The following is a 26,285-nucleotide window of genomic DNA, read 5'->3' on the forward strand; positions in this document are numbered from 1 at the left end:
ATGAGGTGGTATATTCTCCGGTTTATTCGATCTTTGCCTTAACTGTGGTGAAGACAGGTCCTCTGATGTCTATTTTCTTATTGTTGCCTGTGATATAGCGCTGTGCCAGGGGCTCAAGGCGTATATTGATCTCGGATGGTACTTTTACTATCCTGACTCTGGTCTCAACTTCAGTTTCACCATTTTCAATAGCCTTTTCAATATCACTTGCAGCCTGGGCTGCAAAGGCATCAAGGAATCTGAATCCTGCCATGGCGGAGTGGTTCTCAAAGACCTTTTTCCATTTCTTGTTATGGGGTACTCCGAGTATATCATTTTCAAATACAGCCACTTCGTTAAAGACCGCAGGTCCGCAGAGTTTGGTTTCTTCCTCCGGTTCCACCACAGATACTTCCACATTCTTCCCGTTGATCTCTCCCTTCCATGCAGGGAATTCGCAGGGACTTGGGGTAGATCCGTGTTCCTCACACACAGCAACAATGGCATCGATGATTTCCCTGCCCTGTGGCGTTTCGGGTACATTTTCCATATACAGCATTCTTGCAAGCTCGTCATCGCTCATTTCCCACTCGGAATACTGTGCCATCTGTGGATATGCAAGTCCTCTAAGGTCCATTGCGTTGTGGAGTATCATTGCAAGTCTCTCCACACCAAGTCCAAGGTTCATGACGGGGCATGATATGTTATACTGGGCAAGAGCGGTGGGTGAATAGATTCCAAAGGTTGCAACTTCAACCCATCCGTCAGAGTACTTTGTGTTTGAACCCACAAGTTTTGGATGGTATGCGAATACCTCTATCTGAGTGTCAGGTACGTAGTACTTGCTGCGTTTCTCATCAGGTCTGAACATGAATTTCTCAAAGCCGAACTGTGATAAGAGTCCCTGTGCTACAGCTTTTCCATGGTCTACAGTAACATCCTCATCCATCATCACACATGATGCGGAATAGTATGTCATGAGCCTTGCAGCATCTTCGTCCTGCTCTCTCCTGAAACAGCGGTCAATGGAGAACAGGTTAAAAGGAGGATTTGCGCGCTCTGTGAGGGATGCAAGACTCAAGAACCATCCTGATGTCATATGGCTTCTCAGTGTCTTTCTTGTGGATTGTGGTACAAGTTCCTTGAACTCAGGGAATACCTGGTCTATCATTTCTACCACAAGTGCATCTGAAATCTCTATTGCTGCGGATATTTCCGGAACAAGGTCATCTCCCTCTATCTCTCCCTTTTTGTAGGAGTGCAGGATCTTTCTGATGGTCTCTATAGCCTCATCATCAATATCTCCCAATATGGACTTGATGGTGGCGATGCGCTCATCGGATATTCCCACATTTGGTCGTGGCAGGCCTGCAAGGTAGTAGCATCTGTCAAGTACTGCAAGTGACTCGTGCCCGAATTGTTTGTGAACCTCTCTCTCATCAACAATGAGTGGGTTCATCATTTCCTCAAAGCCCATGCGCATGTATGCTTCACGGAGTTTTGATATTGTGTCATATATGGGGTGGGGTTTTCCATATTTCAAGGGCATGTGAGGATACTGTTTGTTGATGTCTGGCTTTTTAATTAACTGTGTTCCATTGTTCCATGCAGCATCAAAATCCTCTTCTGCTTGCTTTTTAATATCATCAGGGTTAAATTTCATGAATAATCCTCGGTTAGTAATTTAGTAATTTAGTAATGTTGAATTCAACTTAGCTTCTGCTCGAACTCTCTCATGGATCTCTCCAGTTTCTGCTGTCTCACGGCAGTTGTGAGGTCTCCTCGTGTCCTTTCTATCAATGAGCGTGTGGAATCTGCCTTATGCCTGAGCCCACGTATCATGGCATCTGGAAAATCGAACATCATAAGGCATGTATGGATACTTTCCATGGCATCCAGATATTTTTCGCCTTTCTCTGGCATGTCCTTTCTGATAAGGTCCAGTATATGCCTTCTCAGTTCCCCACTAACATCTCCCAGTCCGTTCAGGTATGCTGAGTGCTCAACGCTGAGTTCTTCAGGCTCGGGGATGCTGTCAATATCCGCACCATTGTGAAGGAGTATGTATACGACAGTACATTCTACGAATTCCTGCTGGGCTTGTTCTACAAAACCAGAATGGTATATGTCGGGAAATCCTTCAAGCAGTAAATTCATTTTTTCAAGCTGTTCCCTGGAGCTTTTGATCAGCAGGGATGCATTATCAAATTCTCCTTTGTGAATACTGAACATGGCGGTTCTACATTCACGTACAACATCTCGTGAAGTGACAAGAGCAGATTCCCTTGCCCTGTCTTTCATTTTGAAATCGTTCCTGATCCTGTCGGAGATTTCACTTATCATCTTAATCCTGTAGTTCATTTGCAGCTTAATATAAACATGTTTGCAGGGATGCTCCTATGCGGAAAAAGACAGTGAGAATCAAAAATTAGATGAATTTGAGCTTAGGATGAAGCCCAAACAAAAAGATAATTAAAAAAATATTGGCTTGAAATTATTCATCCACTGGGATGGTTTCAAGCTGGCTTGCAACATCCCATATAAGGGTTCTTGTGTGAACAGGGATGTTTGGGTCGTTGCTGATATCCTCAAGTATGGATATGCTGGTTGATGTTCTCAGGAAAAGTGGTTCGTCTTCTTTGCGAAGGGTGTCAAGTACTTCATTTGCAGAACGTCTGATGTTTCTTGGAACTGAATTATCATTTGCTATGTATTCCAATTTCTGCTTGCATTCTCCAATGACTTGTTCAAAATCTGACATATATATCACCTTGATAAATTTTAGAATAAAAATAAGTGTTACTTAAGTTAGTTCTAAATAGTTATATTATATAAAAAGACTTTCATTCGTATATATTTTGTGTAACTAAAGAGGAAATGCAATGGCTAAGATAGAAGACGATAAAGTACAAAAGATCTCAAATATGCTGGAAATCGGTGCTACAATGCTTGCTCAGCACTGCACTATCTGCGGGGCACCTATGTTTAGGTATCAGGGGAGGGTTCTCTGTCCCGTATGTGAGGGCGTATCTGATCCACGTGACAATTATCAACAGGCTGCACAACCTGTATCCCGGGCAGCACCAGAAAGATCGGTAACAAACAAAACAGTTTCATCAGGGGCGCAGACATCGCCGGAAGATATGAAGGTGGAGGGTGCAGCCGATGATTTCCTTTCCAAAATGGATGCTGTAAGATCAGTTCCCCTGGGTGAGGATGTGTCCCCTCTTTCCACTGAGCTGGAATCCCTGCTGATGGCAAAAATGGTTTCCATTGCACGCTCCATGCAGGATGAGCGCGATGCAAGGATCATCACTGACTACATGGGCCTGATAGAGCGTGGAATTTCAATAGTCGGAATGCTTAGAAAACCCATGTAATTCCAAAGGGTATATTTACCCTTTTCAATTTTTATATTCGCTGCCGACTATCTCTCTGATCTTTGCGGCAGTTTTTGGTCCTATGTTCTTGACTTTGATGAGTTTTTCATAATCTGCTTTCATTACATTCTCCACAGACCCGAAGTGTTTCAGGAGATTGTGGGCGGCAGTTGGTCCTATGTCGGAGATGGCAGAAACCACATATTCCTGTTGTTGAGGCAGCATTTTAGATGATTTTCTACCATGCAGACTCACCTCTCTTTTCTCATCCACCTGCTCTCTCTTTGCGATCTGTTTTATGAGTACAGCAGTATCCTCTGCATCGCGTGTGTAGAATACAGCCACTCTAAAATCAAGGGCAATGGCTGACAGGGCACCGTGTATTGCATTGGGGCTGATGCCTCTGCTGTTGAACAGGCTCTCTCCTTCCAGTATGAGCACAGGTTTTTCGTAGGTCTTTGAAAGATCTGATATCTGCTCGAAAAGTTTATGCTCTATCAGGGAGCTCACAAAGTCCTCCGAACTCTTCCTTTCAACAGCAATGCGGTCACTCAACACATAGTCACCGACCTCAAGCGTGTTCAACGTGATGTCCACACCTGCCCTTTCCAGTTGTCGGGCCACGGAGCTTCTGACTTCTCTCTGGTCTACTATGACTCGTATTTTCCCCTGATTTTCCCCATCATTATATTCTGACAGGGTGGCCTGATCCTTGTCCTTGCAGATATCGGCTGAATATTCCTGGTCCATGCGGGCAGGCATCCTTTTCTGGAGTTCACGCATATTGCTCTGCATCTTCTTTTCCCTGGATTGGCTGCTCCAGTAGTATCCCTCATCCCTTGTTCCTTTGGTGACCAGTACAACTACACGTCCTTCGTGCTTCCTTCCTGTTCTGCCCTTACGCTGTATACTTCTGATCTCCGATGGTATGGGTTCGTAGAACAGTACGAGGTCTGTGGAGGGGATGTCCAGTCCTTCCTCAGCAACCGATGTCGCCACAAGTACGTTGTATTCTCCTGCCTTGAACTTTTCAATTATCTCGACCTGTTGCTTCTGTGTGAGGCCCTTGTCCTTATATTTCGAAGCTTGGCCTACAAATCTCACAGGCCTGACCTGCTCGATCTCATCGAGGGTATTGGTTATCATCTCGGCAGTATCCCGGTAGTTGGCAAAAACAATAACTCTGGATTCCGGATTATTTTCTACCTGCTCCAGCACTATATCCTTGACGTACTCGACCTTTGGATGCTCGCAGTCACAGTTCTTGAGGCGATGGGATGCCTGTTTCATGTACAGGTCCTCTGCAAGTCTTTTTGATGCCTTGCTACCGCTCTTGGAATATGCCTCGTTCTCAAGCCTTTCCATGTACATACGCAGGGAATCGAGTCCCTGGGTCTCGGCTATCTCGATGGCATGGTTCACCTTGAGTATTTCTGCAAGAATGGAAATTGCACTGTAAACGGATGATTCTGGGTTGCCCCTGAGCTCTCCCTGGAGTCGCTGCTGTAATCCCAGCAGGTCCTTCTTCGAAACGTATTTTTGCTTGTGTATGGGGTAGCCGCATTCAGTGAGCTTTTTGTACCTGTCATCAAGCACCTTCTGGAGCAGGTCCCTGATCTCTTTCATCTCGGTGGGCAATTCGATACTTTTCCATTCTATCTCTTTTTTGTGTATGTGGGGTGCTACGTCGCTGTCGGACTCGGTCTTGACGGCAATAGCTTCAATATGGAGTGCCTGGCATACCTCGGCTATCTTCTCATCCGAACTTCCCGGACTTGCAGTAATTGCAAGGCAAAGCGGGTTTCTTGCAGCCTCAAAGTATTTCTCGGCTATGTATGTGTAGGCGTAATTGCCCGTAGCCCGGTGTGCCTCGTCAAAAGTGATATGTGTGACATCCTCGAGACTGATGCGTTTTGTCAGTATATCGTTCTCTATGACCTGGGGTGTAGATACGATAACTTTTCCTCTGTCCCAGAGGTCAGAGCGCTTTGAAGGGTTGATGCTGCCTGTGAAGGTAAGTATTTCCTCCTCGGGTAATTCGAGCACCTTCCGTAAAAAAGAGGCGTGTTGTTCTACCAATGGCTTGGTAGGTGAAAGTATCAATACCTTCCCCCCGGCCTTTTCCAGTCTTGAAGCAATCACCAGAAGAGCTACAATGGTCTTCCCAAGTCCGGTGGGTAGTACTACTAATGTGGATGTTGCAAGCGCCTTACCTGCCAGGTCCAGCTGGTAAAGCCTTTGCTCTACAGTATCTGTTTTTACCAGGGGGTGTGTGATGTATGTTGCCATGGTTCCAAGTTTAAAGTTTTTCCATTATATGGCCTTCAAACTTTTAAACCTGTGGCAAGCGGAGTGAAAGTATTAGAGAGCCTCTCCTGCAGTCTCAAAGTCCTTATCCATGTACATAAGGTCGTAGAGTACATCCTGTATACCGCTGATAGGTGCACGCACCTGCTTCATGCTGTCACGTTCGCGTATGGTCACTGTATTATCATCTACTGTGTCATAATCTATGGTGACTGAATATGGTGTGCCTATCTCGTCGTTCCTTCTGTAACGGCGTCCGATGGTTCCTGAGTCATCATAGGATACAAGCAACCCTTTGGCTCGAAGCCGGTTTTCAATTGACCTCGCATGCTTGATGAGTTCCTCTCTGCTAAGGAGTGGAAGAATGGCTACCTGCACCGGAGCAACTTCATTCTGCAGTTTCAGAACAATTCTTGCGTCTTCCTCTTCATCATCCTCGCCCTTGCCAAGCTTTTCTTCCTCAAATGCATGTTCCATTACGCTGTAGAATATCCTGTCAATTCCATATGATGGTTCTATCACATGCGGGACAATGGTTTCGCCACTTATCTTTGTAGTCTCTTCTGCAAAAGCAACGATGTCTCCGGGAACGGTAAACTCCTCTGAACCTATTGTGACTTTGATCTCATCCTTTTCCAGCTCTTCCTGTGTCAATTCCTTCAGTGCATCGGCAACTGCTTTTGCCTTGCCCTTGAAGAGCGGTCCGAGTTTGCCCATATTGGGTTTGACCACAAATTGTGTGAGCATCTTCGGTTCATCGTATTCCCTGTAAATGGCAAGTTCTGTCTTGCTCACCGCGGCATGTGCACACAGATCATAGTCTGTCCTGTCTGCGATCCCAACGATCTCGACCCATCCAAACCTGTCAGTATCGACCTCCGCATCCCAGCAATCAATGGCGTAGTGCGCCATCTCATCCTTGCGGTGCTGTCTGAATCTGAGTTTGTCCCCTGATATTCCCACTCTCTGGAGGAAATGGTTGGTGAGCCCTATCTGATATGCAAGGAATTCGTGGGCAATAATGCCTTTTTCCAAAGCTTGCGCAAGACTGAGCTTTTCAACAAGTCCGGTGTCTTGTCCTGCATCGGAGTAGAGATTGATCAAGGTGTTTGCAAATCTCTCAATATTAGGGTGTTTCTTGTCATTCGGGTCAATGAATATCTCAGCTTCAGCCTGTGTGAACTCACGAAGTCTGATGACTCCCTGTCTTGGAGATATCTCATTTCTGTATGATTTTCCTATCTGGGTCGCACCGAAGGGAAGTTTTTCGCGATAGAAGCGGGCAAGCCTCAGGAAATCAACAAACATTCCCTGTGCGGTTTCGGGACGCATGTATCCCTGTCTTCCACTTCCCGGCCCTATCTGGGTCTTGAACATAAGATTAAACTCATATGCCTCCCCCAGCTCTCCCTCGCACTCGGGACAGCAGACTGCGTGCTCTTTGATGGCTGCATCCAGTTCTTCATTGCTCATTGTTTCCGCAGAAGGTACCAGTTTGTCAATGAGGTGGTCAGCACGGAATGCTCCTTTACATTCCTTGCATTCACACAGAGGGTCTGAGAATCCTCCAACATGGCCGGACGCCACAAAAATATCTTCGATACCTACTGTGGGGGTCTCGATCTCCATGTAGCCTTCGTTGACCACATATAGTTCTCTCCATATCTGCTCAATTCTACGTTTAAGGGTACTTCCAAGGGGGCCATAATCATAAAACCCTGCTGTACCTCCATAAAGTTCGAATGAGTTCCATAAGAATCCCCGGCGTTTTGCCATTTCGATGACTTGCTCATATTTATCCATAAGATTCCTCACAAATGCTAATTGTTCACGTTGATAGATAGAACCTCGATATTTCCATTACATTTAATTGTATCGAGGCATGCATGGATGTGTCCAATGCATGTTTGTCATGCTCATGTCCACATTTTGAAAAAACACTGTCATACTGTTTATAAGCATGTTCATACATCGTAAGTTCTGAGCAAGGTCAGTAGTACAATCATATCATATCGTACCACCACACTTTATATGATTCATTGGTCATTTCAACAACTGACCTTGCTTTTCTTTTAACCCCTATTTTTATGGTAGTTACACTGGATAATTTTATTTTTGTAATCCTGTTGTGAAATACGGCACCATCTATTGTACACAAGTTATTTGGAATTTAGAAAAAGACTTATGCCTTTCATGCAGGCATAAGTGATGTAAAATAAGTATTTAGTGCTATCAGGATTCCATTGCTTCGTCCGCTGTCATGCCATGGTGCACGATCTTTGAGATGCGCGAGACGAGTTTTGTGGGGTCCTCGGACTGGAATACATTCCTGCCAATGGCAACTCCCTTCCCTCCTGCCTGGAGTGAATCGTATACCATCTGAAGAAGTTGCTTTTCGGTATCCATCTGTGGTCCGCCGGCAATAACAACTGGTACAGGGCATCCCTCTACTACTTCTCTGAATGATTCTATGTCTCCGGTGTAGCTTGTCTTGACGATATCTGCACCAAGCTCAGCACCAATTCTTGCTGCATGCTTCACATATTCCACATCATGCTCTGAGGTTACCTTTGCACCCCTTGGATATGTCATGGCAAGCAGTGGCATTCCCCACTCGTCACAGAGACGTGCAACGTATCCAAGATCCTGAAGCATCTCCGCTTCATCCTCAGCACCTACATTTATGTGGACGGAAACTGCATCTGCTCCCACTTTGATTGCTTCTTCTACGGTGGTTACGAGTACTTTGTGGTTTGGATCTGGTCCAAGGGAGGTGGATGCTGAGAGGTGGATGATAAGTCCAATATCCTGTCCGTATCCTCTGTGTCCGTGCTTTGGAAGTCCCATGTGTCCCAGAACAGCGTTCGCTCCTCCATCTGCGATCTTGTTAACGGTAGTTGGCATGTCGATGATACCTTTAATAGGTCCTGCACCGACTCCATGGTCCATTGGTATGATGATTGCATTACCCGTATTACGATCGAATATCCGTTCCATCCTGACAGATTTGCCTATTTCACTCATGGAAGCCTAATAGATTTAATTATTCATATTCTTTGTGTGTTAGAGATTCTCATTTTGATATCTGCCACAATAGCCTTCACTGACTTCGCTGTGAAGTTCGTAGAACACAAGCTGGAGTAAGCGTGCACCTTTCTTCAGTTTGAAACCATGAGGATTGTATACTACGAGCATGGATTCGCTCCTGCCCCTGTACCCTGAGTCCCATACAGCGGATTCCACGGTAACTCCGCACCTGAGCAGACTGGACCTTGGTCTTGCAATTGCGGCAAGGTCAAGTGGAATGTTCACTATTTCGTTGAATGTCACTTTGTAGGTTCCCGGTTCAAGGGAAGCCCATCCCTCATCATCGAACTCGATCAATTTGCTTGTGGGGATCTCCCTTTCGCTGTTGTCAAAATCAACTGCTCCGGCGGATTCAAGTGATTCGATACCCTTGAGTGTGAGCTCAACGCTGTTGGGCTGTAGCTGGGTATTTGTATCGATTGTGTTCTCAATGAGTGGTGGATTGCACTCGATTCTCTTTTTCAGTTCATCCCTTGATAGCATGGTCATGGGAACCACCTTATCTGTGATTTGATATTAGAATTACGACTGCCAATCCAATTAGATAATACTCATAAGTTTTCATATTTGTTCGTATTCTGATTTTGTTTTAAGTGTCGGGGGATGCCTTTTTCTAATAGGGTTTCATACAGTCATGGACGGTTCTCGACAAACCGCACAAAAACATTTACAAGTTAACTAAAACTTGTGATTAAAAAAAGGTGACAAAAAATGGCAGAAGATCCAAAAGAATTACTTTTCAGTTTTACAGGAGACCTCGGAGCATTCGGTGCAGGAAATGATGTACAGGCTGCACAGGCAGGCGTAATCATGGACTTGCTTGGCAAGACCATATACGAGGGTTCCATTGTTGATGCAAAAACAAAGGAGCTTGTTGCAGTGGGTGTTTCAGTATATTCACGCTGTCCTTACTGCATTGCATTACATTCATTCGGTGCTCTTGAAGCAGGTGCTTCAAAGGAAGAGATCCTTCAGGCAAGCATGGTTGCATCAGCTCTCGGTGGCGGACCTGCAATAGCTTATTCTGTAACATTATTAAAGGACTGCATCGAAACATTCCAGGGAGGATCCTTCACAGAAGACGACAGGATGGAAATCCTCAGGCGTCTTGGAATGGCTTAAATATATCATGTACTACCCCATTTTTGCAATGGGGTTCCTCTCTTTTTTCTTTCACATTTAATTTCCCTGGTAATTGTTGCTGTTTGTCTCTCCTGGATCAAGTACATCGATTTTTCTTCAAACAGACTTAATATTATCATGTGAGAGGCACTCGATTATTTTTTTCAGCTTATCCCTTATAGCATGGTCATAGCTCTTTCTTCTTTATGCTCAAATATTGCTATTTTGCTTCGGTTCTTGTTATTAAACAAACGATTATAATTATTTAAGATTATAATTGTAAGCAAAAAGGTTATATCGCTAACTGTGTAATATAATGTGATGGATTTAGGGAAAGTTTGCCATCGGGCGTATGGAATTTTAGTATTCCATAAAACTCTGAAAGTGGAAATATCTAATTTAAAAAAAATAAAATAGTATAATTTGGAGAAGTGATTGATTTGAAAAGTGCTAACTTAATAAAAAATGATGAAAGGCCTGAAATCTTATTCAGTGTGGGTGTGGATGAAAATGGAAAAGCATGTGCAGAAGACTATGTTTTGGTATTTCCTAAACATGCCAGTGCGAATCTTCCTCGGTATAAAAAAGGCCATGAGATCGAAAGAGGAGAAAGTAAAGCGAAATTCCGTTTCATGGTTAAAGAGTAAGGTTTTCTGAGAGGATATTTTTAATTTTATAATTATTCCGGGATCTGGGGAGGTCCCGGCATTTTACAGGAACTCATTTATAAGTCTTCAGTTCTTCCTCATCCATGATGCTCGTGTTCTGGAAGACTCAAGTATCCGGGAACACTTTTTCCTCTTTTCTCAGCAAGCATGTTAATGGTTTCAAGGATTTTTCCGCATTTAGATTCGATAATTTTTTATTATCTACAATTTTATTATCTTCACTAACAATTTCCGTTTCCGTGAATTTCAATCCATTAACAGGAATTTCAAAACTAAAAGTGCTGCCAATACCCGGTTCGCTGGTAACCCAAACATTTCCACCATGCATCTCAACAAATTTTTTGATCAGAACGAGTCCAAGACCTGTACCTCCATTCTGCCGAGTAGATGATGATTCTAACTGGGTAAAAGGCTGGAATAGTTTTCCGATGTTTTCTTTTGAGATGCCGATTCCTGTATCTTCAACAAGGACCACGACACTGTCAGTTTTGCATTCTGTCCTCACAATGATGCTCCCACCCTCTGGGGTGAATTTGATGGCATTACTTATCAGATTATAAAGTATCTGTTTGAACTTTCCCCTATCAGCATTGATCTGAATATCCAATGGCTTTATAGCTGTGGTCAGTTTCAAATTCTTTTTTGATGCCATGTGAGCAATTATCGAAGTCACTTCATGGAGCGCAGAATAAACAAAAAAATCCTCGTAATGAAGATTCATTTTACCTGCTTCCATCTTTGAAATATCAAGAATGTCATTTATGATATTCAACAAATGTTTTCCAGCATGAGATACATTTTGCACATGCCTTTTCTGTTCTTTATTGAGAATCCCATAAGTTTCTTCAAGCATCAGATCCGAAAAACCTATGATGGCATTGAGTGGAGTCCTCAATTCATGGCTCATATTTGCCAGAAATTCACTTTTTGCTTTGTTGGCAGCTTCTGCATTCATCTTGGCATTAAGAAGCATCTTTTCTGCCTTTTTACGTTCGGCGATGTCCCTGGAGATTACAAGAATTGCCTTATTTCCATCATATTCCAAAAGACTCGCACTCATTTCAATAGGCAATGATGAACCATCTTTCTTACTACGTACAACTTCAAAGATGGCATGTTCGTTTTTGCATATTTCAGCCACCCTTTCATGAAAGCTGGCTGTATAATAAGAGGTGTAAGTGTCTTGAATCTTCATTTCAAGCATTTCATCATGTGTATATCCTAATTGTTGATGTGCAACTTTATTCACCTCTAAAAAATGCCCCTCCAGGTCCAACAAGTAGATGGCATCATTGGAATTATCAAACACTTTCTTAAACTTCTCTTCAGATCCTTGCAACGCTTTTTCAGCAGCCTTTTTCTCTGAAATGTTAACTACGATTCCCTGATAGCGATAATTAGCACCTTTTTTTTCAGATCCTATCAATGATCGTTCATTGACCCAATGTACCTGTCCACGACTATCCAGTATCCTGTACTCTTTAGTAAACTCATTACTTCCTTCTTCTATGCATCTTTGTAGTTCCGTATAATATTCTACAAGGTCACCGGGATGTATGATATCTTCATAGAGTATTCTGTTTAGTATGAAGTCATCTATCGAGTAACCGAACTGGGAAATGTTCTCGGAAACGAACTTCACAGGATGGAATCCTTCATGTTCCCAGAGAAATGCAACAGCAGGACTGTTTCGATAAACGGATTTGACCTCTTTTTCTTTTTTCATCATTTCCGGGGAATAGCGTAGATGGGTCCTGTATTTACTACTTAAGAGATCTTTTAGGTGCATCCATTTTCCATCTCTTTTCAGGATGAAATTTTCCCTTTGGTCCATCATATCAAAAATCTCATCTGCTGAAAATGAGTCGATGGGGCAGGTACACAAAATCCTGGCCTCTTTGTTGTAAATGAAACACTCTATGGATTCTCTGTAACTATTGAGGTATTGCAAGATTGGTTCTTTGATATCATGCATATTAACATTGAACCTCACACCTGAAAAACCATTTAAGACTGCATATTCCTGTTTAAATTCCAGAATATCTTTGATATTTCTAGTATTCGTTTCACCTTCAGGAAATATTGATGGATCCATTGGAATGAATTCAAGCTGCAAGGACTGAATATACGGATTAACATTCATTCCTTTTTCATGGAACATTAACTTTATTTTTTCAATATCTACTGTTTCCGGCATGAACAAGATACATAATTCGTTATTTTCAAGTCCTGATATGAAATAATCTACCAGGAAATCAGTCAGTTCGATATTGTTTCTATAAATAAGAGTAAAATAATTATCAGAAAGAGTGTCTGCAACAGGAATATCTATTTTTATTGTTTTCTCAGGTGTGAACATACGGCCACCTCTTTATTCATAACATGATGCTGCAACCACACAAAGTTAAAAGATGCAATCAAATCAAGTTATATTTACTTAATGTCAATTTAAGTTGTCTGTATGTACTTTTGAAGTATATAAACTTGCCTAAATTTTCTGATTTTATCCATATGGTAGTATTTTTTAGTTTTATCTCCTGTATTTAGTGCATAGACTTTTCTTGAAACGGCTCTAATATTATCATGTGGTTAGTGCTTAGATTCATCTATTTGGTTATGTAGCGTCAGTAAACGATTCTGATGGCTGCATTATGGATTGTAAGAGCTACTAACAAGTTCAAATTTAAGGGGAGGGGAGTCCATGCTGGAAAAAATGATGGAATATATGATGGGAAGGATGAGCAAAGATGAGAAAGAAGATATCATGGAAAAAATGATGGAGAACTTTCTTGCTGACATGACAGAGGAAGATAAAAAGGATATGATGGAAGGCATGATGTCCGAGATGATGGAAGGGGTTGACATGATGGAAATGATGCCCAAGATGATGCCTAAAATGATGCCAAAGATGATGTCCCAGATGATGGGGGGTGAGCAGGAAGAAAAAACATCCATGATGCCTGAAATGATGATGGGCATGATGCCAAATTGTCTCAATATGATGCTTCCCAAAATCCCTACCGGGGAAAGAACCGCCTTTGTACTGAATATGGTGGGTATATTGGTGGAGCAGGGTTCTTCCGGCATGTTGGAAGAGGACAAAGCTGCCTTTATTTCAAAGGTGATGGAGAAAATAAAGACATGACCTTATCATGATCTCTATTTTTATCCAATTACGCGGGGAGTGAATGAATTTGAAAAGAACAATGGTCTTAACGCTTTTTTTGATTGGAATAGCACTAATGCTTTCCGGGTGTGTGAATATGGTTAGGGAGCCTTATACTGCGCCAGGTTCGGGATACCGGTGGCATGAACCGGGATTCATGTACCCTGAACAATCGGATCAGATGCCGTATGACCGGACAACCTATCCGGGTCTCACTACGGAGTTTTCATCCAATGGGGAAATGATCTATTATACCGGCTTTAATGAAAGTGGCCGTCAAATACCCATCAGGGGTGGTCCTCACTGGCTATACATGCATGGTGGCAGTTGTGTAGGTTGCCATGGTGTAAACGGTATGGGTGGTGTCCCTATCATGATGAGTGCATCTATTCCATCTGATATAAGATATGAGGCTTTAATTTCTGAGGACGAGCACGCAGATGAGCATGAAGATCATCCTCCTTACACCGATGAGAGTATCAAGATAGCCATAAGACAAGGCAAGAATCCATCTGGTGAGGAGCTGGATTATACAATGCCACGCTGGGATATGTCGGATTCCGATATTGAAGACATAATCGGATATCTGAAAACACTTTGATGTTTCAATTTACTGTTGAGCGAAATACAATTTCACTTAATTCTTTTTTGTTTTTATTTTTTTGGCTCTGTAGAAAATCTATCAAAACCACTATATATAAAATGAAAATGGAGAACTTATTCAATAACATGCAGTACTTTGCAAATTATTATAATCTGCGGTTCATGTCCGAATATTGGGTATTTCTACAGAGCCATTTTTTCATAAAAAACAGATACACTAAGATTGAAGAAAAAGGAGAGGACAATGCTTACAATTCTCTCCTTATGACTATGTATCCTATTACCAGCATTGCAGTTGCAATGAGTACACTAAACCCGGGTGTTTCTTCCGAAGTTGGTGCAACAGGTATTGCCTCCTCTTTCACACCATGATCTAGTATGATGGATGTTGTTTGAGCAGCCCACGATTTGTCTTTATCATCATGGCAGGAAAGGCAGGCATATTCCAGTGTAATGTATGGATTTGCATATTCATTTCCACTTTCCTTATCAACATAAATGAATTCAGCATCTACACTGGTATTGATCCTGAATAGATGTGAACTTACATCTGCCATATATGGAGATGTACTAACCGCAGACTTTGCGCTCTTTGGCATATGGCATTCCACACATTCGACTCCAACAACTCCCATTATCGACTCTTCATATATTTCCGCAACTGCTGAATGGCAATCATCACAATGTGTAGTTATCCCCAATTTTTCTATCTGGTTGGTAGCTCCCACATGAACAGGTTTGTGTGGGTCATGACAAACAACACAGTTTAAAGTGGACATATTGCCGGATGCCAGTAACTCCTGGTACTCCTCATGATGTTGTGCAAATGCTCCACTTGCAGGGATCTTGTCATCCTCAGCTCCACGCCTGTGGCACTGCCCACAGAATGAAGCACTTCCATCCACATTGATTGCAACACCTCCAATACCCTTCTGTTCTACATGTTCGCTACCGGGTCCATGGCATGCTTCACATTGGATTCCCCTGAACTCCCATGAGCCATCAATTCCGGGCAGATCCTCCGTTCTTTCATCATAAGATGCACCTGTAGTATGACATTTCTGACAGTCATATTCCAGCAGCTCTCCTGCATGATAATCTACCCATTCATCGGTCTCAAGATTATACTGGTTCGAACCATTGATCTCCAGATTCTCTCCGGTTTTTGTGATGATATATCCCTCGTTGTTCATGTACCGGGATTTCCACCCCCATCCGCCGATCACATAAAGGATATCATCTTTTGTGTAACCCTCTGGCATTGGCAGATCAGGCCTGATATCGAGAGCTTCCTCAGATGTCATGATCTTATATTTATGCCCCGATGTTTCCCAGTCTCCATATATTTCCTGATGACATATCTTGCACTCCTCGGCTCCAATATATGTGGCTCCCTCAACAGGCATCACCACCGGTGTTTTCTGGTCACCTATTACGTAGGATTGTGCTGTTGCTGATGTAGAAAAAATAATGCAGATCATAAATACAGCCATAATTACTGATAATGATCTATATTTACTATGTTTCATTTAAGCCCCCACTCAAATTTTATTTTCAATATTCTATTATCTCTCATTATTTTTGGAATTGTAGGTCAGAGAGCAAAGTTAACATGATTTCATTATAGTCCAGTTAGGATATATGATATGATGGATCAGAACTACAATAAATAATGCTAAACAAGCAAGTACATAAATAACACTAACAATTCTCCTTTTTCTTGTATCAAGTATAATTAGTTGATATACTTTCACGATTGAATTTCGATGTAGATGTTTGACTTAAATTTAAAATCCCCATAATGAATTTATGGTGAAGCTATAAATCAGTTTCACTATTTTGTCCTAAACACCTGGATTTACAATGTTCTGAAGTTACCTTCTCCGGATTTTTCTATAATAGGTTTATTTGATACTGGAAGAGGTCTCTTGGAGCCACCACATGATCTATCAATCAGCTTCCAAGAAGCACAGGATCTCGTTTGCATATTCTTCAGGGAGGTACTGTTCTCCTAAATGTCCCGCACCTTCAAATTGTATTAGTTGTGCATCAGGGACAAGTTCTGCAAATTTGACGGATAGTTCTGGAGGCGTGAGTACATCCCCGCTGGCTGTGAGAAGCAGGACCTTGTTTTGAATTTCAGGCAGGTGTTCGTAAGTACCATTCCATTCCAGATTTCCCTGTGCATAGTTTCTCAGCACTGGTTCTGTATCAGGATCGAAAGTCCGATATTGAAGTATGTTCTTCAGTTTCTCTGTCTGCGGTACATTGAGACTATAGGTTGTTGATGAAAGGATCAGACGATTCACTTTAGCGGGGTGTGCAAGGGTCAACTCCTGAGCAATCACCGATCCCATGGAGGAGCCGAATATGTGTGCAGAGTCCAGTCCAAGCGCATCCATAAAGCCTGCAGTATCGTCTACAAGCAAAGATATGGAGATGGATTCATTATTGTCTGATGAATATCCCATTCCCCGATTATCAAAGAGTATGACCCTGTAACTTTCGGCTAGCTGCTTTACAAAGGTAGCATTACACATGTCCATTTTTGTGGCAAATGGCATGATTATCAAAAGAGGCTCTCCTGAACCAAATTCCCGGTACCCTATATCAATACCATTAACAGAAGCATATTCCACAGGAGATCCAACGATCGAGAATTCGCTAGTGTCGTAATTTCTGCTTTTTCCGGCTACTTCATCATTGTCAGAGATGAGGTTTATGGGGTATTGTTCGCTCAGGAGTGGAAAAACATCTTCCGGGGATGAATTGATTGAGATTTTTGAAGATCCTTGCAGTATGCTTTCACCATCTGTTCCAATACAGCCAGAAAATGCAAGACTCACGAAAATTAAGGTAAGAATAAGATTCGTTTTTAGTTTCATGAAATTTTAATATTGTTTAATATATAAAAAGAGTACTTTAGGATGTAGTAATTTTAAGAACTCCCGTTTCGACTTATCTTGCTATGCTAATTACCGTGAAGATGAAGAAAAGTAATTATATGGTGAAAATTAGAATGGCAGGCCCACAGAATTTCAAACTCAGACCCAACCTCATTTTAAAATTTAAAAAATGGATACTTTAGTTAAAAGTATCCTCAATCCACCTTTTTTGTGCTTGCAGCGGTCTTGTCAGGATCCACCACAACGTCAATGAGTGCTGGCTTTTTGGAAGCGAATGCTTTTTGCATTACTTCGTCAAGGTCTTTCGGGTCCTCTATCCTGTAACCCTCGCCACCGGAACTACTTGCGAATTGGGCAAAGTCGGGGTTGGGGAAGGATACTCCGAATTCTGGGTAGTTGTCCCTTAGTTCTTCTTTCTTGATGTTCTTGAGCTTGCCATCGTTAAAGACTATGACGTTTATGCCAAGTTCTTCCCTTACTGCGGTGGTGAAGTCAGCCATGAGCATTCCGAATCCTCCATCACCTGTGACACAGATTATCTGCTTGTCGGGATAGTCAAGCTTTGCTGAAAGGGCTGCTGGAAGTGCGAATCCCATGCTTGCGATGTTTGCGGACATGAACGTTCTCTGACCTTCGCACATGAACTTCTTGTAGAACCAGTAGGTATGGTCACCCACATCGATACAGATGATGGCATCCTTATCCGCATGACGTTTGATGGCCTGTACTACATATCCGGGACTTACCGGGATAGAAAGGTCATTGGCATCAGTTTCAAGCTCCTTGAAATGTACCTGCTTCATCTCATTGATGTACTCGAGGAATTCCTGGTTCTCTTCTCTCTCTTCAACAAGGGGTATGAGCCTCTGGAGCACGAGGTCTGCATCACCCACTACACCTGCATCCACATCAAAGGTCTTTCCTATCTTTGTGGGGTCGATGTCTATCTGAACTATCTTTATGCCCGAAGGCACGAGATTTGCCTGTCTGAAACCTGAACCTATGATGACTATCAGGTCGCAGTTCTTGATGGCCTGTGCAGCATGCTTTGAACCTATGGAACCCAGGACTCCCAGACTGAGCCTGTCCGTCTCATAGACCACTCCCTTTGCCCTTGATGTGGTTGCGATGGGAGCCTTCAACTTTTCTGAGAGCTCTTTTAACAGCTCACCGCTCTGCTGGCAACCCCAGCCTGCAAAGAGGGCGACCTTCTCGCAGCTGTTGATGAGGTCTGCTGCCCTTTGAACATCCTTATCCCTGGGTGCAGTCTTGTTGGTGAACACTCTCTTATCTATGGAGTATGCCTTTTCTCCAAGTCTCTCGGAAAGTATGTCCGTGGGTGTGCTGAGCACTGAAGCTCCGGGTTTTTTCAGTGCATACTTTGCCGCCATGGTGACAAGTTTAAGCGCCTGATTCTCTCTGGCAATGGTCTCTGAGAATTCTGTGAACGGTTTGAACAGCTCGATCTGGTCTATTTCCTGGAATGCCTCACTTCCAAGATATACCTCCGGCACCTGTCCGGCAAGTGCTATCACCGGACTCCTGTCGGTGGCAGCATCCATGAGCCCTGTGATGAGATTGGTACAACCTGGGCCTGCAATGGAAATACAGACTCCCAATGTGCCTGTCATCTTGCCGTGTGCCGAAGCCATAAAAGCAGCAGTTTCCTCGTGTCTTGTGAGGATGAAACGCATATTCTCACTTCGCCGGATCGCATCTATGAGCGGAAGATTCGAGTCTCCTGGTATGCCGTAGACATGCGTAACGCCCAGAGCTTCTAGCTGCTCTATGATCTTCTCTGCAACTGTAGTCTTTACGTCCTCTCCTACCCTTGCCCTGCCCTCTGGAGCGAATGCGGATTTCGGCGATCCGCATATAGGGCAGGTATAATCGTCAGGTAATGAGTCAAAATCCTTCCCTTCAGCCTCTTCATCGTAAACCCAGTTACAAACAGAACATCTATATTTCCCCATATCAATATCTCCCAAATAAGTTCAATTTTTCAAATACTCTGAGTTCTTCCCAGTATGTATTCTGCTTCCCCACGAAGCTGCTCGTTCTATAGATCATGATGTAAAACGACACATCAAATACACTTTGTTGGCATAGTTGATAAATTGTTCTTGTGGGTTATATGGAGAGTGACCGCTCTGTATGAAGGTTTCAGTGGCAATTTAGGAGGTGTATGACCTATGCCCATGGGATCCCGTATTCAAGCTCTCCCACATCAGCCCTGTTGCTATAACCTCTCCTTTCCCAGTATCCTCTGTATGGTTCATCTGTGACTTCGATGTGCACCACCCATTTTGCCCACTTGTAGCCGTACTTGTCCTCTGCCACAACCTGCACCGGGAAACCTCTCTCAGGCGGCAGGGTGATGTCGTTGAGCCTGTATGCAAGTATTATGTCGTTATCCACTATGTAATCAAGTTCAAGGGATGTGGAATAGCCGTCCACGCCGTGGAATATGACAGTTCTTGCGCTCTCCTCAGTCCCTGCTTCATCAAGCAATGTTTTCAGGGGGACACCGGTCCATTTCGCATCAAAGCTCCAGCCATCCACGGAATTGAGTCTTACAGCTTTTGATTTATTCGGATACATCAGCAGGTCTTCATAGTTCAGTTCAAGGGAATTATTCACCAGTCCGTCCACCCGGATGATGTAGTCATCCCTGTCTATATACTGGGTGCCCTTGATCATGAAATTGCCCTGCTGGGATATTGGGGTCAGTTCTACCTCATCATATTCCCTTGCTTCACCTTCCATGTATGCAGATTCTTTGATGTCAGGTGGTTCAGAAATAGAGACGCAGCCTGAGCTAATGGTGAATACAAGGATGAACAGAATCAATATAACTTTGATAGGACCTCTCCCCTGATCTATAATGGAATTTTGTTGTTTATGGGAGATATATCTTTTTGGTGAAAATTGGAATTCTTGTCGAAAATATTGAAAGAATCACAAAAGAAGTCTAATGGGGCCACAGAGGGTCAAACTCCGGATCTCCGCCGTGTGAATATGGCGATTGATGCTGAAAATGAGTTATTGAATGACTACTGGATAGAGTACCAGCAATCTTTTAGGGAATGGTTAGCTTATCGAGGAATATGTAATCGAAAAAAAGATTACTGCTCATCTCTAATCATATTTTTTGAATACATAAAGCAAGTAATCCAAAAGAACTAAGCTCATTTTTACTTAAGGATAAAAGCACAACGAGGTTTAAGAAATCTTTTTAATTATCTGGAAGATGAAGGGATTGAGAATCCTTATGGACATGATTTAGACAAGTGGATTTCTACAGAGCCGGAATAAGTATTAATCAAATAACTACACATTTCATTATGGGAGTTTAAAAATGGTTGAAACAACTATAAAGGCAGAGGGTATGTCCTTTAGACATTGACATATGACCGTTATAAAAGCAATATGCAGAGCTGAAGGCATGGAAAAGGCGGAGTCAATCCTTATCTAATTTCTACAGCACAAGATATATCTGTATTTTGCATGGACCGAATCAAACAAGATCATGAATGATGTGAAAGTGTGATAAAGACAGTATTAGAGATTGAAGGAATGACCTGTGCTTCGTGCGCAAGACGGGTTGAAGATGCCTTGAGAAAAACAGAAGGTGTTGTATCTGTAAATGTCAATCTGCCTGCTGAAAAAGCGTTTGTGGAATACGACTCGGATATTACAAATGTGGATACACTGATAAAAGCTGTTCAAGATACAGGATACAGTGCGACTCCTGCAGACAAGATAACAAGGACAATCACTGCCAACATCGGTGATATGACATGTGCAACATGTGCACAAACGGTTGAAAGATCACTTTCTTCGATTCCCGGGGTCAACAAAGCAAATGTCAATTTTGCTGCATCCAAAGCCACAATTTCATACGAACCCTCCGTTACATCCATCGACGATATGAAAGCGGTTGTTGATGATTCAGGCTATACGATGAGCTTTGAAGAAGAAGAGGAGGTTGACCGTGACCAGCTCACGATCAACAAGGCAGCACGCAAGATGTGGATGGCAGGGTCTTTCGCCGGCATAATCATGATCCTCATGATGATTCAGATATTCTATGTGGCCATTCCATATTATTTCATCATTACCTTAATACTGGCTATTCCATCTGTTTTAATAGCGGGGGCTGATACCCACAAGGCAACCTGGAAAGCTCTGAAACACAGAACGGTCAACATGGATACGCTCATAACCATGGGTTCCCTTATCCCCTATATTCTCAGTATGCTTGGCTTCTGGTTCCAGGTGACCACATTTGTAGAAATGGCAGCTGCGATCATGGCACTGCACCTTGTTGGGAGATATCTGGAAACAATGGCAAAAGGCAGGGCATCCCAGGCGATCAAGAAACTGATTGCCCTGGAAGCCAAGAATGCCCGCATCATTGAGAATGGAGTCGAAAAAGAGATCTCAGTTAAAGAGCTTAACATAAATGACATAATGATCATAAAACCCGGCGAGAAAATTCCGACCGATGGTGTTGTGGTTTCCGGCAGCAGTACTGTGGATGAGTCCATGGCAACAGGCGAATCAATGCCAGTTGAAAGAAAAGAAGGAGATGAGGTTATTGGCTCCACTATTAACCAGCATGGCGTCCTGCGTGTAAGCGTCACAAAGCTCGGTAAGGATACTTTCTTGTCCCAGGTCATAACCATGGTAGAGCAGGCACAGGGATCAAAGGTTCCGATCCAGGAGTTTGCTGACAGGGTGACCGGGTATTTCGTACCGACTGTGATCATCATCGCCACAGGTGCCTTTGTCTCATGGATACTATTTTCCAGTTTTCATATCTCGATAGTTGAGTATTTCAATTTCCCATGGAGTAATACAGATGTTCCTCTTTACACCCTTGGGCTCCTTGCCACAACAGCAGTACTCGTCATCTCCTGCCCCTGTGCCCTTGGTCTGGCAACCCCCACAGCCCTGATGGTTGGGAGTGGAAGGGGAGCACAGCGAGGTATTCTCATTCGCAGTGGTGAGGCAATACAGACTATGAAAGATGTAAAGATCATTGCCTTTGATAAGACAGGTACAATTACAAAAGGCCAACCTCAGGTAACTGATGTACTGGTTTCTGATGGCTCGTCATCAGAGGAAGTATTGTCCTATACAGCAAGCCTGGAATCAGTTTCAGAGCACCCTCTGGCATCTGCCATAATCAAGAAAGCAGAAGAGAGCGGGGCGAGTACTCATGAAGTTAAGGATTTTGAATCTGTAACAGGTAAAGGTGTGAAGGGCCTTATTGATGGTCATGAGATCATCGTGGGAAACCGCAAGATCCTCTCCATGTTCAGTGTGGATTATCAGGAATTTGAGGAGAAAATAGGCGACCTTGAAGCTGCTGCCAAGACAGTTGTATTGGTGGCAATGGATGGGAAAGTGATTGGAGCCATTGCAATTGCAGATACTATCAAGGAAGATTCCATTCAGGCGATCCGGGAGATCGAAAGAATGGGCATAAAAACTGCAATGATCACCGGCGACAACAGGAAGACAGCAGAAGCAGTGGCAAAGATGATTGGGATCAGTTATGTGATATCCGATGTCCTGCCTGGGGGGAAAGTTGATGAGATCAAAAAGTTGCAATCCGAATATGATATAGTTGCAATGGTAGGGGATGGGATCAATGATGCCCCAGCACTCAAACAGGCAAATGTGGGCATTGCCATAGGTACGGGTACTGATATAGCAATTGAATCTTCTGATATCACACTGGTGAGGGGAGATATCAAGTCAGTTATTTCTGCTATCAAATTATCAAAGGCAACTTTCCGTAAGATCAAAGAGAATTATTTCTGGGCTTGGATCTATAATGCGGTAGCTATACCTGCAGCTTTCTTTGGATTGCTTCATCCCATGATAGGAGCTGGTGCAATGGCACTGAGTTCACTGACTGTTGTGCTTAATTCATTGAGACTCAGACACACAAACATTGATCCTGATCCCGAAAAGTGATCATTGTCGAAGATTACGGATGCTTCGATGCGTTTCATTGAATGTATAAAACCCGTATCAAAACTATACACATTATCTACGTAGGTTGCCACAATCTTATGCCGCACTCATAGGGGATAATGCACACGTTTTTGAGACAGAATACAACGGCAAACCTTTATTTTTAGTCTCTTTAGATGAAGATATAGATGAAAATTTAGTTGTGCAACCTGCTGCACAAGCAACCCTTGAATCAAGGTTTGAAGCAGTAGAAAAACAGCTATCTCTCTTACAAAAATCACTATCAGAAGAATCGCAAAATAAGTCTAATGGGCCCGCGGAGAGTCGAACTCCGGACCTCCGCCGTGTGAAGGTTTCAGTAGCAAGCAACCGTTTTTTGCATGCATATGGTATGAATGATTGTCAAAGTATGCAGTGTCAGGAATTATTTCCAGACCTACAATCATTTTGGCAATCCCATAGTGTGGAATTCAAGGAATGGTTGAAGCATAGGGATGTTTCTGAGCAAACAAAAAAAGGTTATATCAATGCATTAGTGAAATTCTTCCAAACTAATACCATTTGCAAACCAAATGAATTCAGGAAACTTGACCTAAAAGATAAGGAATCTCGTGGATTGCGCAATCTATTCAACTATTGTGAAGACGAAGAAATTGATGATGTATGTGGATTCAGTGTAGACAAATGGAGGCGCTTCATAAAGATAAGAAAGTCAGGCGTAACAGAAGTCTATATAACTGACGAAGAGGTACAGAAAGCTCATGCGTCCTGCCCAGAAGATGTAAAGATAGTATTCAAACTATTGGTGAGTTCAGGAAGTCGTCTGAGTCATTTATATCAGATGCTTCAGAGCTTTGATGAAAACAAAGTTGTAACTGATGGAGAAATTGCTCATTATCCTACCTCCGAGTTTTCATCAGGAAACAAACGAACCTTCCAGATATTTTTTCCAACTGCATACATCTCTGAAATAAAATCGTTCCATTCTTCAGATCATTACAAAACATTAACGAAGAAGCTGCAAGCAGGAAGGGTTTCTGCTAAAACGATTCGTAAGTGGCATCTGAATGTTATGATTAAGGAAGGAGTCACTGAGAGCCTAGCTGACTTTATACAAGGCCGTGCACCTGCAACTGTTGGAAGTGCTCATTATCTAAATAAAGTGGAACAGGCTAAGAATGAGTACAGGAGGATCCTGAGGAAGTTTTCGATATGATTCATGTGTGATGTTCACAGTTTCCAAAGATTGAACACTTGGTACAGTTGGAACACTTCTCATGTATGCAGAATAGTGCATGGTATTCAGAAGTGTAATGTACTATCATCAAAAAATGATAACAAAATAAAGGTAAAAGCCGTACCATGCATTCTAACTTACTGTATGCTTAGCAGTTCACAAAAATATCAAAGCATTCTAACGCAAATCTATGGGGAAATACCATGGCAAACAAGAAAAAAATTAGATTAGTTCCGTATGATATGGTATCACCCGGTTTTGAGGCGATATACACGGGTAAGAAGTCTTTATATGAAGGCGAAAAAGAAGACATAATCACAACTATTACTTCGGATAATGTGGGTAATGAGGTAATAAGATGGCCGGTTTTTTCCTGGACGTTTCCTGGTCAAGAAAAGGACTGGGATAAGGAAATTAAACACATCAATAACATACAGAGTAAATTAGGAACTCTGGATGACAGCACTCGCCAGATTCGCGCTCATATCGCGAGCCTTGTACCATGTGATAGTGGATTCCCGGTTACCGTTGATGAATTGTTGAACGCCATCGGCCGGGGAAAACTGGATGAACCCTCATTTCACAACGGCTGCTGGTGTCCCGGCATGTGGTGGGAGCAGAGAACTACTCAGCCGTTTCATATGGAAAGCATGAGGATAATACACACCGTATTGACGGGTTATCTTGCGGCCGAGGGCAAGGAGGAGTTTGTCAAGAGATACCCTCATGCTGAGGGTTTTATCAATCGTACGTACGAATGGCTTGGGCCGGTGGATAAATTGACGGACGTCCAGAAGCTGATGATGAAACGGATGCTTCTTACTATTGATTTCTTTACCAGGAACAGCTATACAATGTTCTTTCCATCGTCGGACGAGATCGAACAACAGATGGCCGAAGGCAAGGACCTTTTTGAGGACGGTGGACGTGGGGCTTCTCTCGATGCAGAGGTATCGAAGAAGGCAGGCCTACCGAAGATTCATCCTTGGTGGGCCGAAAAGTTCAAAAAAAACCTTGAGAAGCTTGACGATCCTCAGAAAAGAGAGTTGTACAAGACTTGTGCCCACATCGCATCAGGAGTGTACACTTTATCTGATTGTCATCACAACACATTTCGCTACATCGAAGGCTGGATTCACGGAATTGGAACCGGCAAGTTGGGCATACAGACCCGGAAGGTCGGAACGGAAAAGGAAAGACTTGGGCATCTTTTATTTGGTTATGTGTTAGGACTTGATAAGTGGCTAGCTGGGATACCGATGCAGTTGTTACTGCTTGATTTGGGACACATCGACCTTGGGTTTGATCCAAAGAACGAGATTCTGCGAGTGTACGCGTATCTTGATGGAGAAAGAACGCCGGTGAAAGAGTGGCTGGCTGCTTGCTTGTGGCACAACCTTATGTACAGCCTCATAGACGCCAATTACCCTGCTGGTCTCGTTCGCCACAAACACTTGCTAGAAGGCGCTGGGAAAGCCGGCATCAGTCTGCGTGAGTGGATGGATTCTGTTCTGGGAAATAATTCGTAAAATAAAAAAGTCAGGTGTAACAGAAGGCGTTGCAGACTTTATTCAGGGTAGAGCAGCAACCACGGTTGGAAGTGCTCATTACTTGAACAAAGTGCATCAGGCCACTCTGCAATATGCTAGAGTGCTGGATAAGTTTCCGATATGAATCAAATTTTATTTATGTGACTGATAGCTAATCATATCGAGAACATTTGGGACAGTTGGAACACTTCATATCTATACAGTGTGATGCATGATAGTGAGTAGTACAATGTATTATTATCAAAACATGATATAAATATAAAGGTAGATGTGTACCATGCATTCTACTTTA

Annotated in this window: 22 protein-coding genes; 9 read left to right on the forward strand and 13 right to left on the reverse strand. The window is 42.9% G+C overall.

Annotated elements, in window-relative coordinates; all coding sequences use genetic code 11:
* Positions 1-22: 22 nt before the first annotated feature.
* From sepS to V7O66_RS12120, 3 genes are all read right to left on the reverse strand, one after another.
* Positions 23-1,642 carry an O-phosphoserine--tRNA ligase gene (gene sepS / locus V7O66_RS12110; protein ID WP_406660565.1) on the reverse strand — a complete coding sequence of 540 codons (1,620 nt, stop codon included), beginning with the start codon at positions 1,640-1,642 and terminating at the stop codon, positions 23-25.
* A gap of 44 nt (positions 1,643-1,686) precedes the next feature.
* Entirely contained in the window at positions 1,687-2,322 is a 636-nt protein-coding gene (locus tag V7O66_RS12115; RefSeq protein ID WP_406660566.1) for a haloacid dehalogenase, read from the reverse strand.
* Between the two features lie 151 nt (positions 2,323-2,473).
* On the reverse strand, positions 2,474-2,740 hold the full coding sequence (locus V7O66_RS12120) for a UPF0147 family protein (protein WP_406660567.1): 267 nt from the start codon (positions 2,738-2,740) through the stop codon (positions 2,474-2,476).
* A gap of 121 nt (positions 2,741-2,861) precedes the next feature.
* Here V7O66_RS12120 and V7O66_RS12125 point away from each other — a divergent pair, with 121 nt between their 5' ends.
* Positions 2,862-3,359 (forward strand): Sjogren's syndrome/scleroderma autoantigen 1 family protein, encoded by a 498-nt coding sequence (locus tag V7O66_RS12125; RefSeq protein WP_406660568.1) that lies wholly within the window; start codon positions 2,862-2,864, stop codon positions 3,357-3,359.
* A gap of 24 nt (positions 3,360-3,383) precedes the next feature.
* Here V7O66_RS12125 and V7O66_RS12130 read toward each other — a convergent pair whose 3' ends face one another.
* The 5 genes from V7O66_RS12130 to V7O66_RS12150 all read right to left on the reverse strand — a co-directional run bounded on the left by V7O66_RS12130 (position 3,384) and on the right by V7O66_RS12150 (position 9,242).
* Positions 3,384-5,648, reverse strand: coding sequence for a DEAD/DEAH box helicase (locus tag V7O66_RS12130; RefSeq protein ID WP_406660569.1), 2,265 nt, complete (start codon positions 5,646-5,648; stop codon positions 3,384-3,386).
* A gap of 72 nt (positions 5,649-5,720) precedes the next feature.
* The gene (gene glyS / locus V7O66_RS12135; protein ID WP_406660570.1) at positions 5,721-7,469 is read right to left on the reverse strand and encodes a glycine--tRNA ligase; all 1,749 of its coding nucleotides are present in this window, start codon (positions 7,467-7,469) and stop codon (positions 5,721-5,723) included.
* A gap of 199 nt (positions 7,470-7,668) precedes the next feature.
* Complete coding sequence (locus V7O66_RS12140) at positions 7,669-7,824, reverse strand: hypothetical protein (protein WP_406660571.1); 156 nt, start codon at positions 7,822-7,824, stop codon at positions 7,669-7,671.
* Between the two features lie 74 nt (positions 7,825-7,898).
* The gene (locus tag V7O66_RS12145; protein ID WP_406660572.1) at positions 7,899-8,690 is read right to left on the reverse strand and encodes a 2-amino-3,7-dideoxy-D-threo-hept-6-ulosonate synthase; all 792 of its coding nucleotides are present in this window, start codon (positions 8,688-8,690) and stop codon (positions 7,899-7,901) included.
* Between the two features lie 39 nt (positions 8,691-8,729).
* A complete protein-coding gene (locus V7O66_RS12150) occupies positions 8,730-9,242 on the reverse strand; it encodes a deoxyuridine 5'-triphosphate nucleotidohydrolase (protein ID WP_406660573.1) in 513 nt (170 codons plus the stop codon).
* A 222-nt stretch (positions 9,243-9,464) separates the two neighbouring features.
* Here V7O66_RS12150 and V7O66_RS12155 point away from each other — a divergent pair, with 222 nt between their 5' ends.
* Both V7O66_RS12155 and V7O66_RS12160 read left to right on the forward strand, forming a co-directional pair.
* Positions 9,465-9,875, forward strand: a complete 411-nt coding sequence (locus V7O66_RS12155; RefSeq protein WP_406660574.1) for a carboxymuconolactone decarboxylase family protein — start codon at positions 9,465-9,467, stop codon at positions 9,873-9,875.
* A gap of 440 nt (positions 9,876-10,315) precedes the next feature.
* Complete coding sequence (locus tag V7O66_RS12160; RefSeq protein ID WP_406660575.1) at positions 10,316-10,522, forward strand: hypothetical protein; 207 nt, start codon at positions 10,316-10,318, stop codon at positions 10,520-10,522.
* A 127-nt stretch (positions 10,523-10,649) separates the two neighbouring features.
* Here the strand turns inward: V7O66_RS12160 and V7O66_RS12165 are convergent, their stop codons facing one another.
* On the reverse strand, positions 10,650-12,902 hold the full coding sequence (locus V7O66_RS12165; RefSeq protein ID WP_406660576.1) for a PAS domain S-box protein: 2,253 nt from the start codon (positions 12,900-12,902) through the stop codon (positions 10,650-10,652).
* A gap of 342 nt (positions 12,903-13,244) precedes the next feature.
* Here V7O66_RS12165 and V7O66_RS12170 point away from each other — a divergent pair, with 342 nt between their 5' ends.
* Both V7O66_RS12170 and V7O66_RS12175 read left to right on the forward strand, forming a co-directional pair.
* Positions 13,245-13,688: a hypothetical protein gene (locus tag V7O66_RS12170; protein ID WP_406660577.1), complete on the forward strand. Its 444-nt coding sequence runs from the start codon at positions 13,245-13,247 to the stop codon at positions 13,686-13,688.
* A gap of 43 nt (positions 13,689-13,731) precedes the next feature.
* Positions 13,732-14,310: a c-type cytochrome gene (locus V7O66_RS12175; protein ID WP_406660578.1), complete on the forward strand. Its 579-nt coding sequence runs from the start codon at positions 13,732-13,734 to the stop codon at positions 14,308-14,310.
* 250 nt (positions 14,311-14,560) lie between these two features.
* On the opposite strand, the gene V7O66_RS12180 is transcribed toward V7O66_RS12175, so the two are convergent.
* The 4 genes from V7O66_RS12180 to V7O66_RS12195 form a co-directional block, all read right to left on the reverse strand.
* A complete protein-coding gene (locus V7O66_RS12180; RefSeq protein WP_406660579.1) occupies positions 14,561-15,793 on the reverse strand; it encodes a multiheme c-type cytochrome in 1,233 nt (410 codons plus the stop codon).
* A 468-nt stretch (positions 15,794-16,261) separates the two neighbouring features.
* Positions 16,262-17,197, reverse strand: coding sequence for an alpha/beta fold hydrolase (locus V7O66_RS12185; RefSeq protein WP_406660580.1), 936 nt, complete (start codon positions 17,195-17,197; stop codon positions 16,262-16,264).
* A 215-nt stretch (positions 17,198-17,412) separates the two neighbouring features.
* A complete protein-coding gene (locus V7O66_RS12190) occupies positions 17,413-19,191 on the reverse strand; it encodes a thiamine pyrophosphate-binding protein (protein WP_406660581.1) in 1,779 nt (592 codons plus the stop codon).
* Positions 19,192-19,408: 217 nt separating this feature from the next.
* Positions 19,409-20,068, reverse strand: coding sequence for a molybdopterin-dependent oxidoreductase (locus V7O66_RS12195; RefSeq protein ID WP_406660582.1), 660 nt, complete (start codon positions 20,066-20,068; stop codon positions 19,409-19,411).
* Positions 20,069-20,764: 696 nt separating this feature from the next.
* Between V7O66_RS12195 and V7O66_RS12200 the strand changes: the two genes are divergently transcribed.
* From V7O66_RS12200 to V7O66_RS12215, 4 genes are all read left to right on the forward strand, one after another.
* On the forward strand, positions 20,765-23,206 hold the full coding sequence (locus V7O66_RS12200; RefSeq protein ID WP_406660583.1) for a heavy metal translocating P-type ATPase: 2,442 nt from the start codon (positions 20,765-20,767) through the stop codon (positions 23,204-23,206).
* Between the two features lie 85 nt (positions 23,207-23,291).
* Positions 23,292-24,422 (forward strand): integrase, encoded by a 1,131-nt coding sequence (locus tag V7O66_RS12205; protein WP_406660584.1) that lies wholly within the window; start codon positions 23,292-23,294, stop codon positions 24,420-24,422.
* A 224-nt stretch (positions 24,423-24,646) separates the two neighbouring features.
* Entirely contained in the window at positions 24,647-25,972 is a 1,326-nt protein-coding gene (locus V7O66_RS12210) for a hypothetical protein (RefSeq protein WP_406660585.1), read from the forward strand.
* Positions 25,935-26,117 (forward strand): integrase, encoded by a 183-nt coding sequence (locus tag V7O66_RS12215; RefSeq protein WP_406660586.1) that lies wholly within the window; start codon positions 25,935-25,937, stop codon positions 26,115-26,117. Before V7O66_RS12210 ends, V7O66_RS12215 begins: the two co-directional genes overlap by 38 nt.
* The last annotated feature ends 168 nt before the right edge of the window (positions 26,118-26,285 follow it).

Origin of the sequence: Methanolobus sp. ZRKC3, assembly GCF_045291275.1 — an archaeon.
Classification (GTDB): Archaea; Halobacteriota; Methanosarcinia; order Methanosarcinales; family Methanosarcinaceae; genus Methanolobus.

Bases quoted from the DNA above. Each gene is read 5' to 3' on its own strand.
- V7O66_RS12130 (WP_406660569.1), bottom strand. From the start codon at position 5,648: ATGGCAACATACATCACACACCCCCTGGTAAAAACAGATACTGTAGAG.
- V7O66_RS12170 (WP_406660577.1), top strand. From the start codon at position 13,245: ATGCTGGAAAAAATGATGGAATATATGATGGGAAGGATGAGCAAAGAT.
- V7O66_RS12185 (WP_406660580.1), bottom strand. From the start codon at position 17,197: ATGAAACTAAAAACGAATCTTATTCTTACCTTAATTTTCGTGAGTCTT.
- V7O66_RS12180 (WP_406660579.1), bottom strand. From the start codon at position 15,793: ATGATCTGCATTATTTTTTCTACATCAGCAACAGCACAATCCTACGTA.
- V7O66_RS12210 (WP_406660585.1), top strand. From the start codon at position 24,647: ATGGCAAACAAGAAAAAAATTAGATTAGTTCCGTATGATATGGTATCA.
- V7O66_RS12115 (WP_406660566.1), bottom strand. From the start codon at position 2,322: ATGATAAGTGAAATCTCCGACAGGATCAGGAACGATTTCAAAATGAAA.
- glyS (WP_406660570.1), bottom strand. From the start codon at position 7,469: ATGGATAAATATGAGCAAGTCATCGAAATGGCAAAACGCCGGGGATTC.
- V7O66_RS12190 (WP_406660581.1), bottom strand. From the start codon at position 19,191: ATGGGGAAATATAGATGTTCTGTTTGTAACTGGGTTTACGATGAAGAG.
- V7O66_RS12165 (WP_406660576.1), bottom strand. From the start codon at position 12,902: ATGTTCACACCTGAGAAAACAATAAAAATAGATATTCCTGTTGCAGAC.
- V7O66_RS12175 (WP_406660578.1), top strand. From the start codon at position 13,732: ATGAATTTGAAAAGAACAATGGTCTTAACGCTTTTTTTGATTGGAATA.
- V7O66_RS12125 (WP_406660568.1), top strand. From the start codon at position 2,862: ATGGCTAAGATAGAAGACGATAAAGTACAAAAGATCTCAAATATGCTG.
- V7O66_RS12155 (WP_406660574.1), top strand. From the start codon at position 9,465: ATGGCAGAAGATCCAAAAGAATTACTTTTCAGTTTTACAGGAGACCTC.
- V7O66_RS12145 (WP_406660572.1), bottom strand. From the start codon at position 8,690: ATGAGTGAAATAGGCAAATCTGTCAGGATGGAACGGATATTCGATCGT.
- V7O66_RS12150 (WP_406660573.1), bottom strand. From the start codon at position 9,242: ATGACCATGCTATCAAGGGATGAACTGAAAAAGAGAATCGAGTGCAAT.
- V7O66_RS12120 (WP_406660567.1), bottom strand. From the start codon at position 2,740: ATGTCAGATTTTGAACAAGTCATTGGAGAATGCAAGCAGAAATTGGAA.
- sepS (WP_406660565.1), bottom strand. From the start codon at position 1,642: ATGAAATTTAACCCTGATGATATTAAAAAGCAAGCAGAAGAGGATTTT.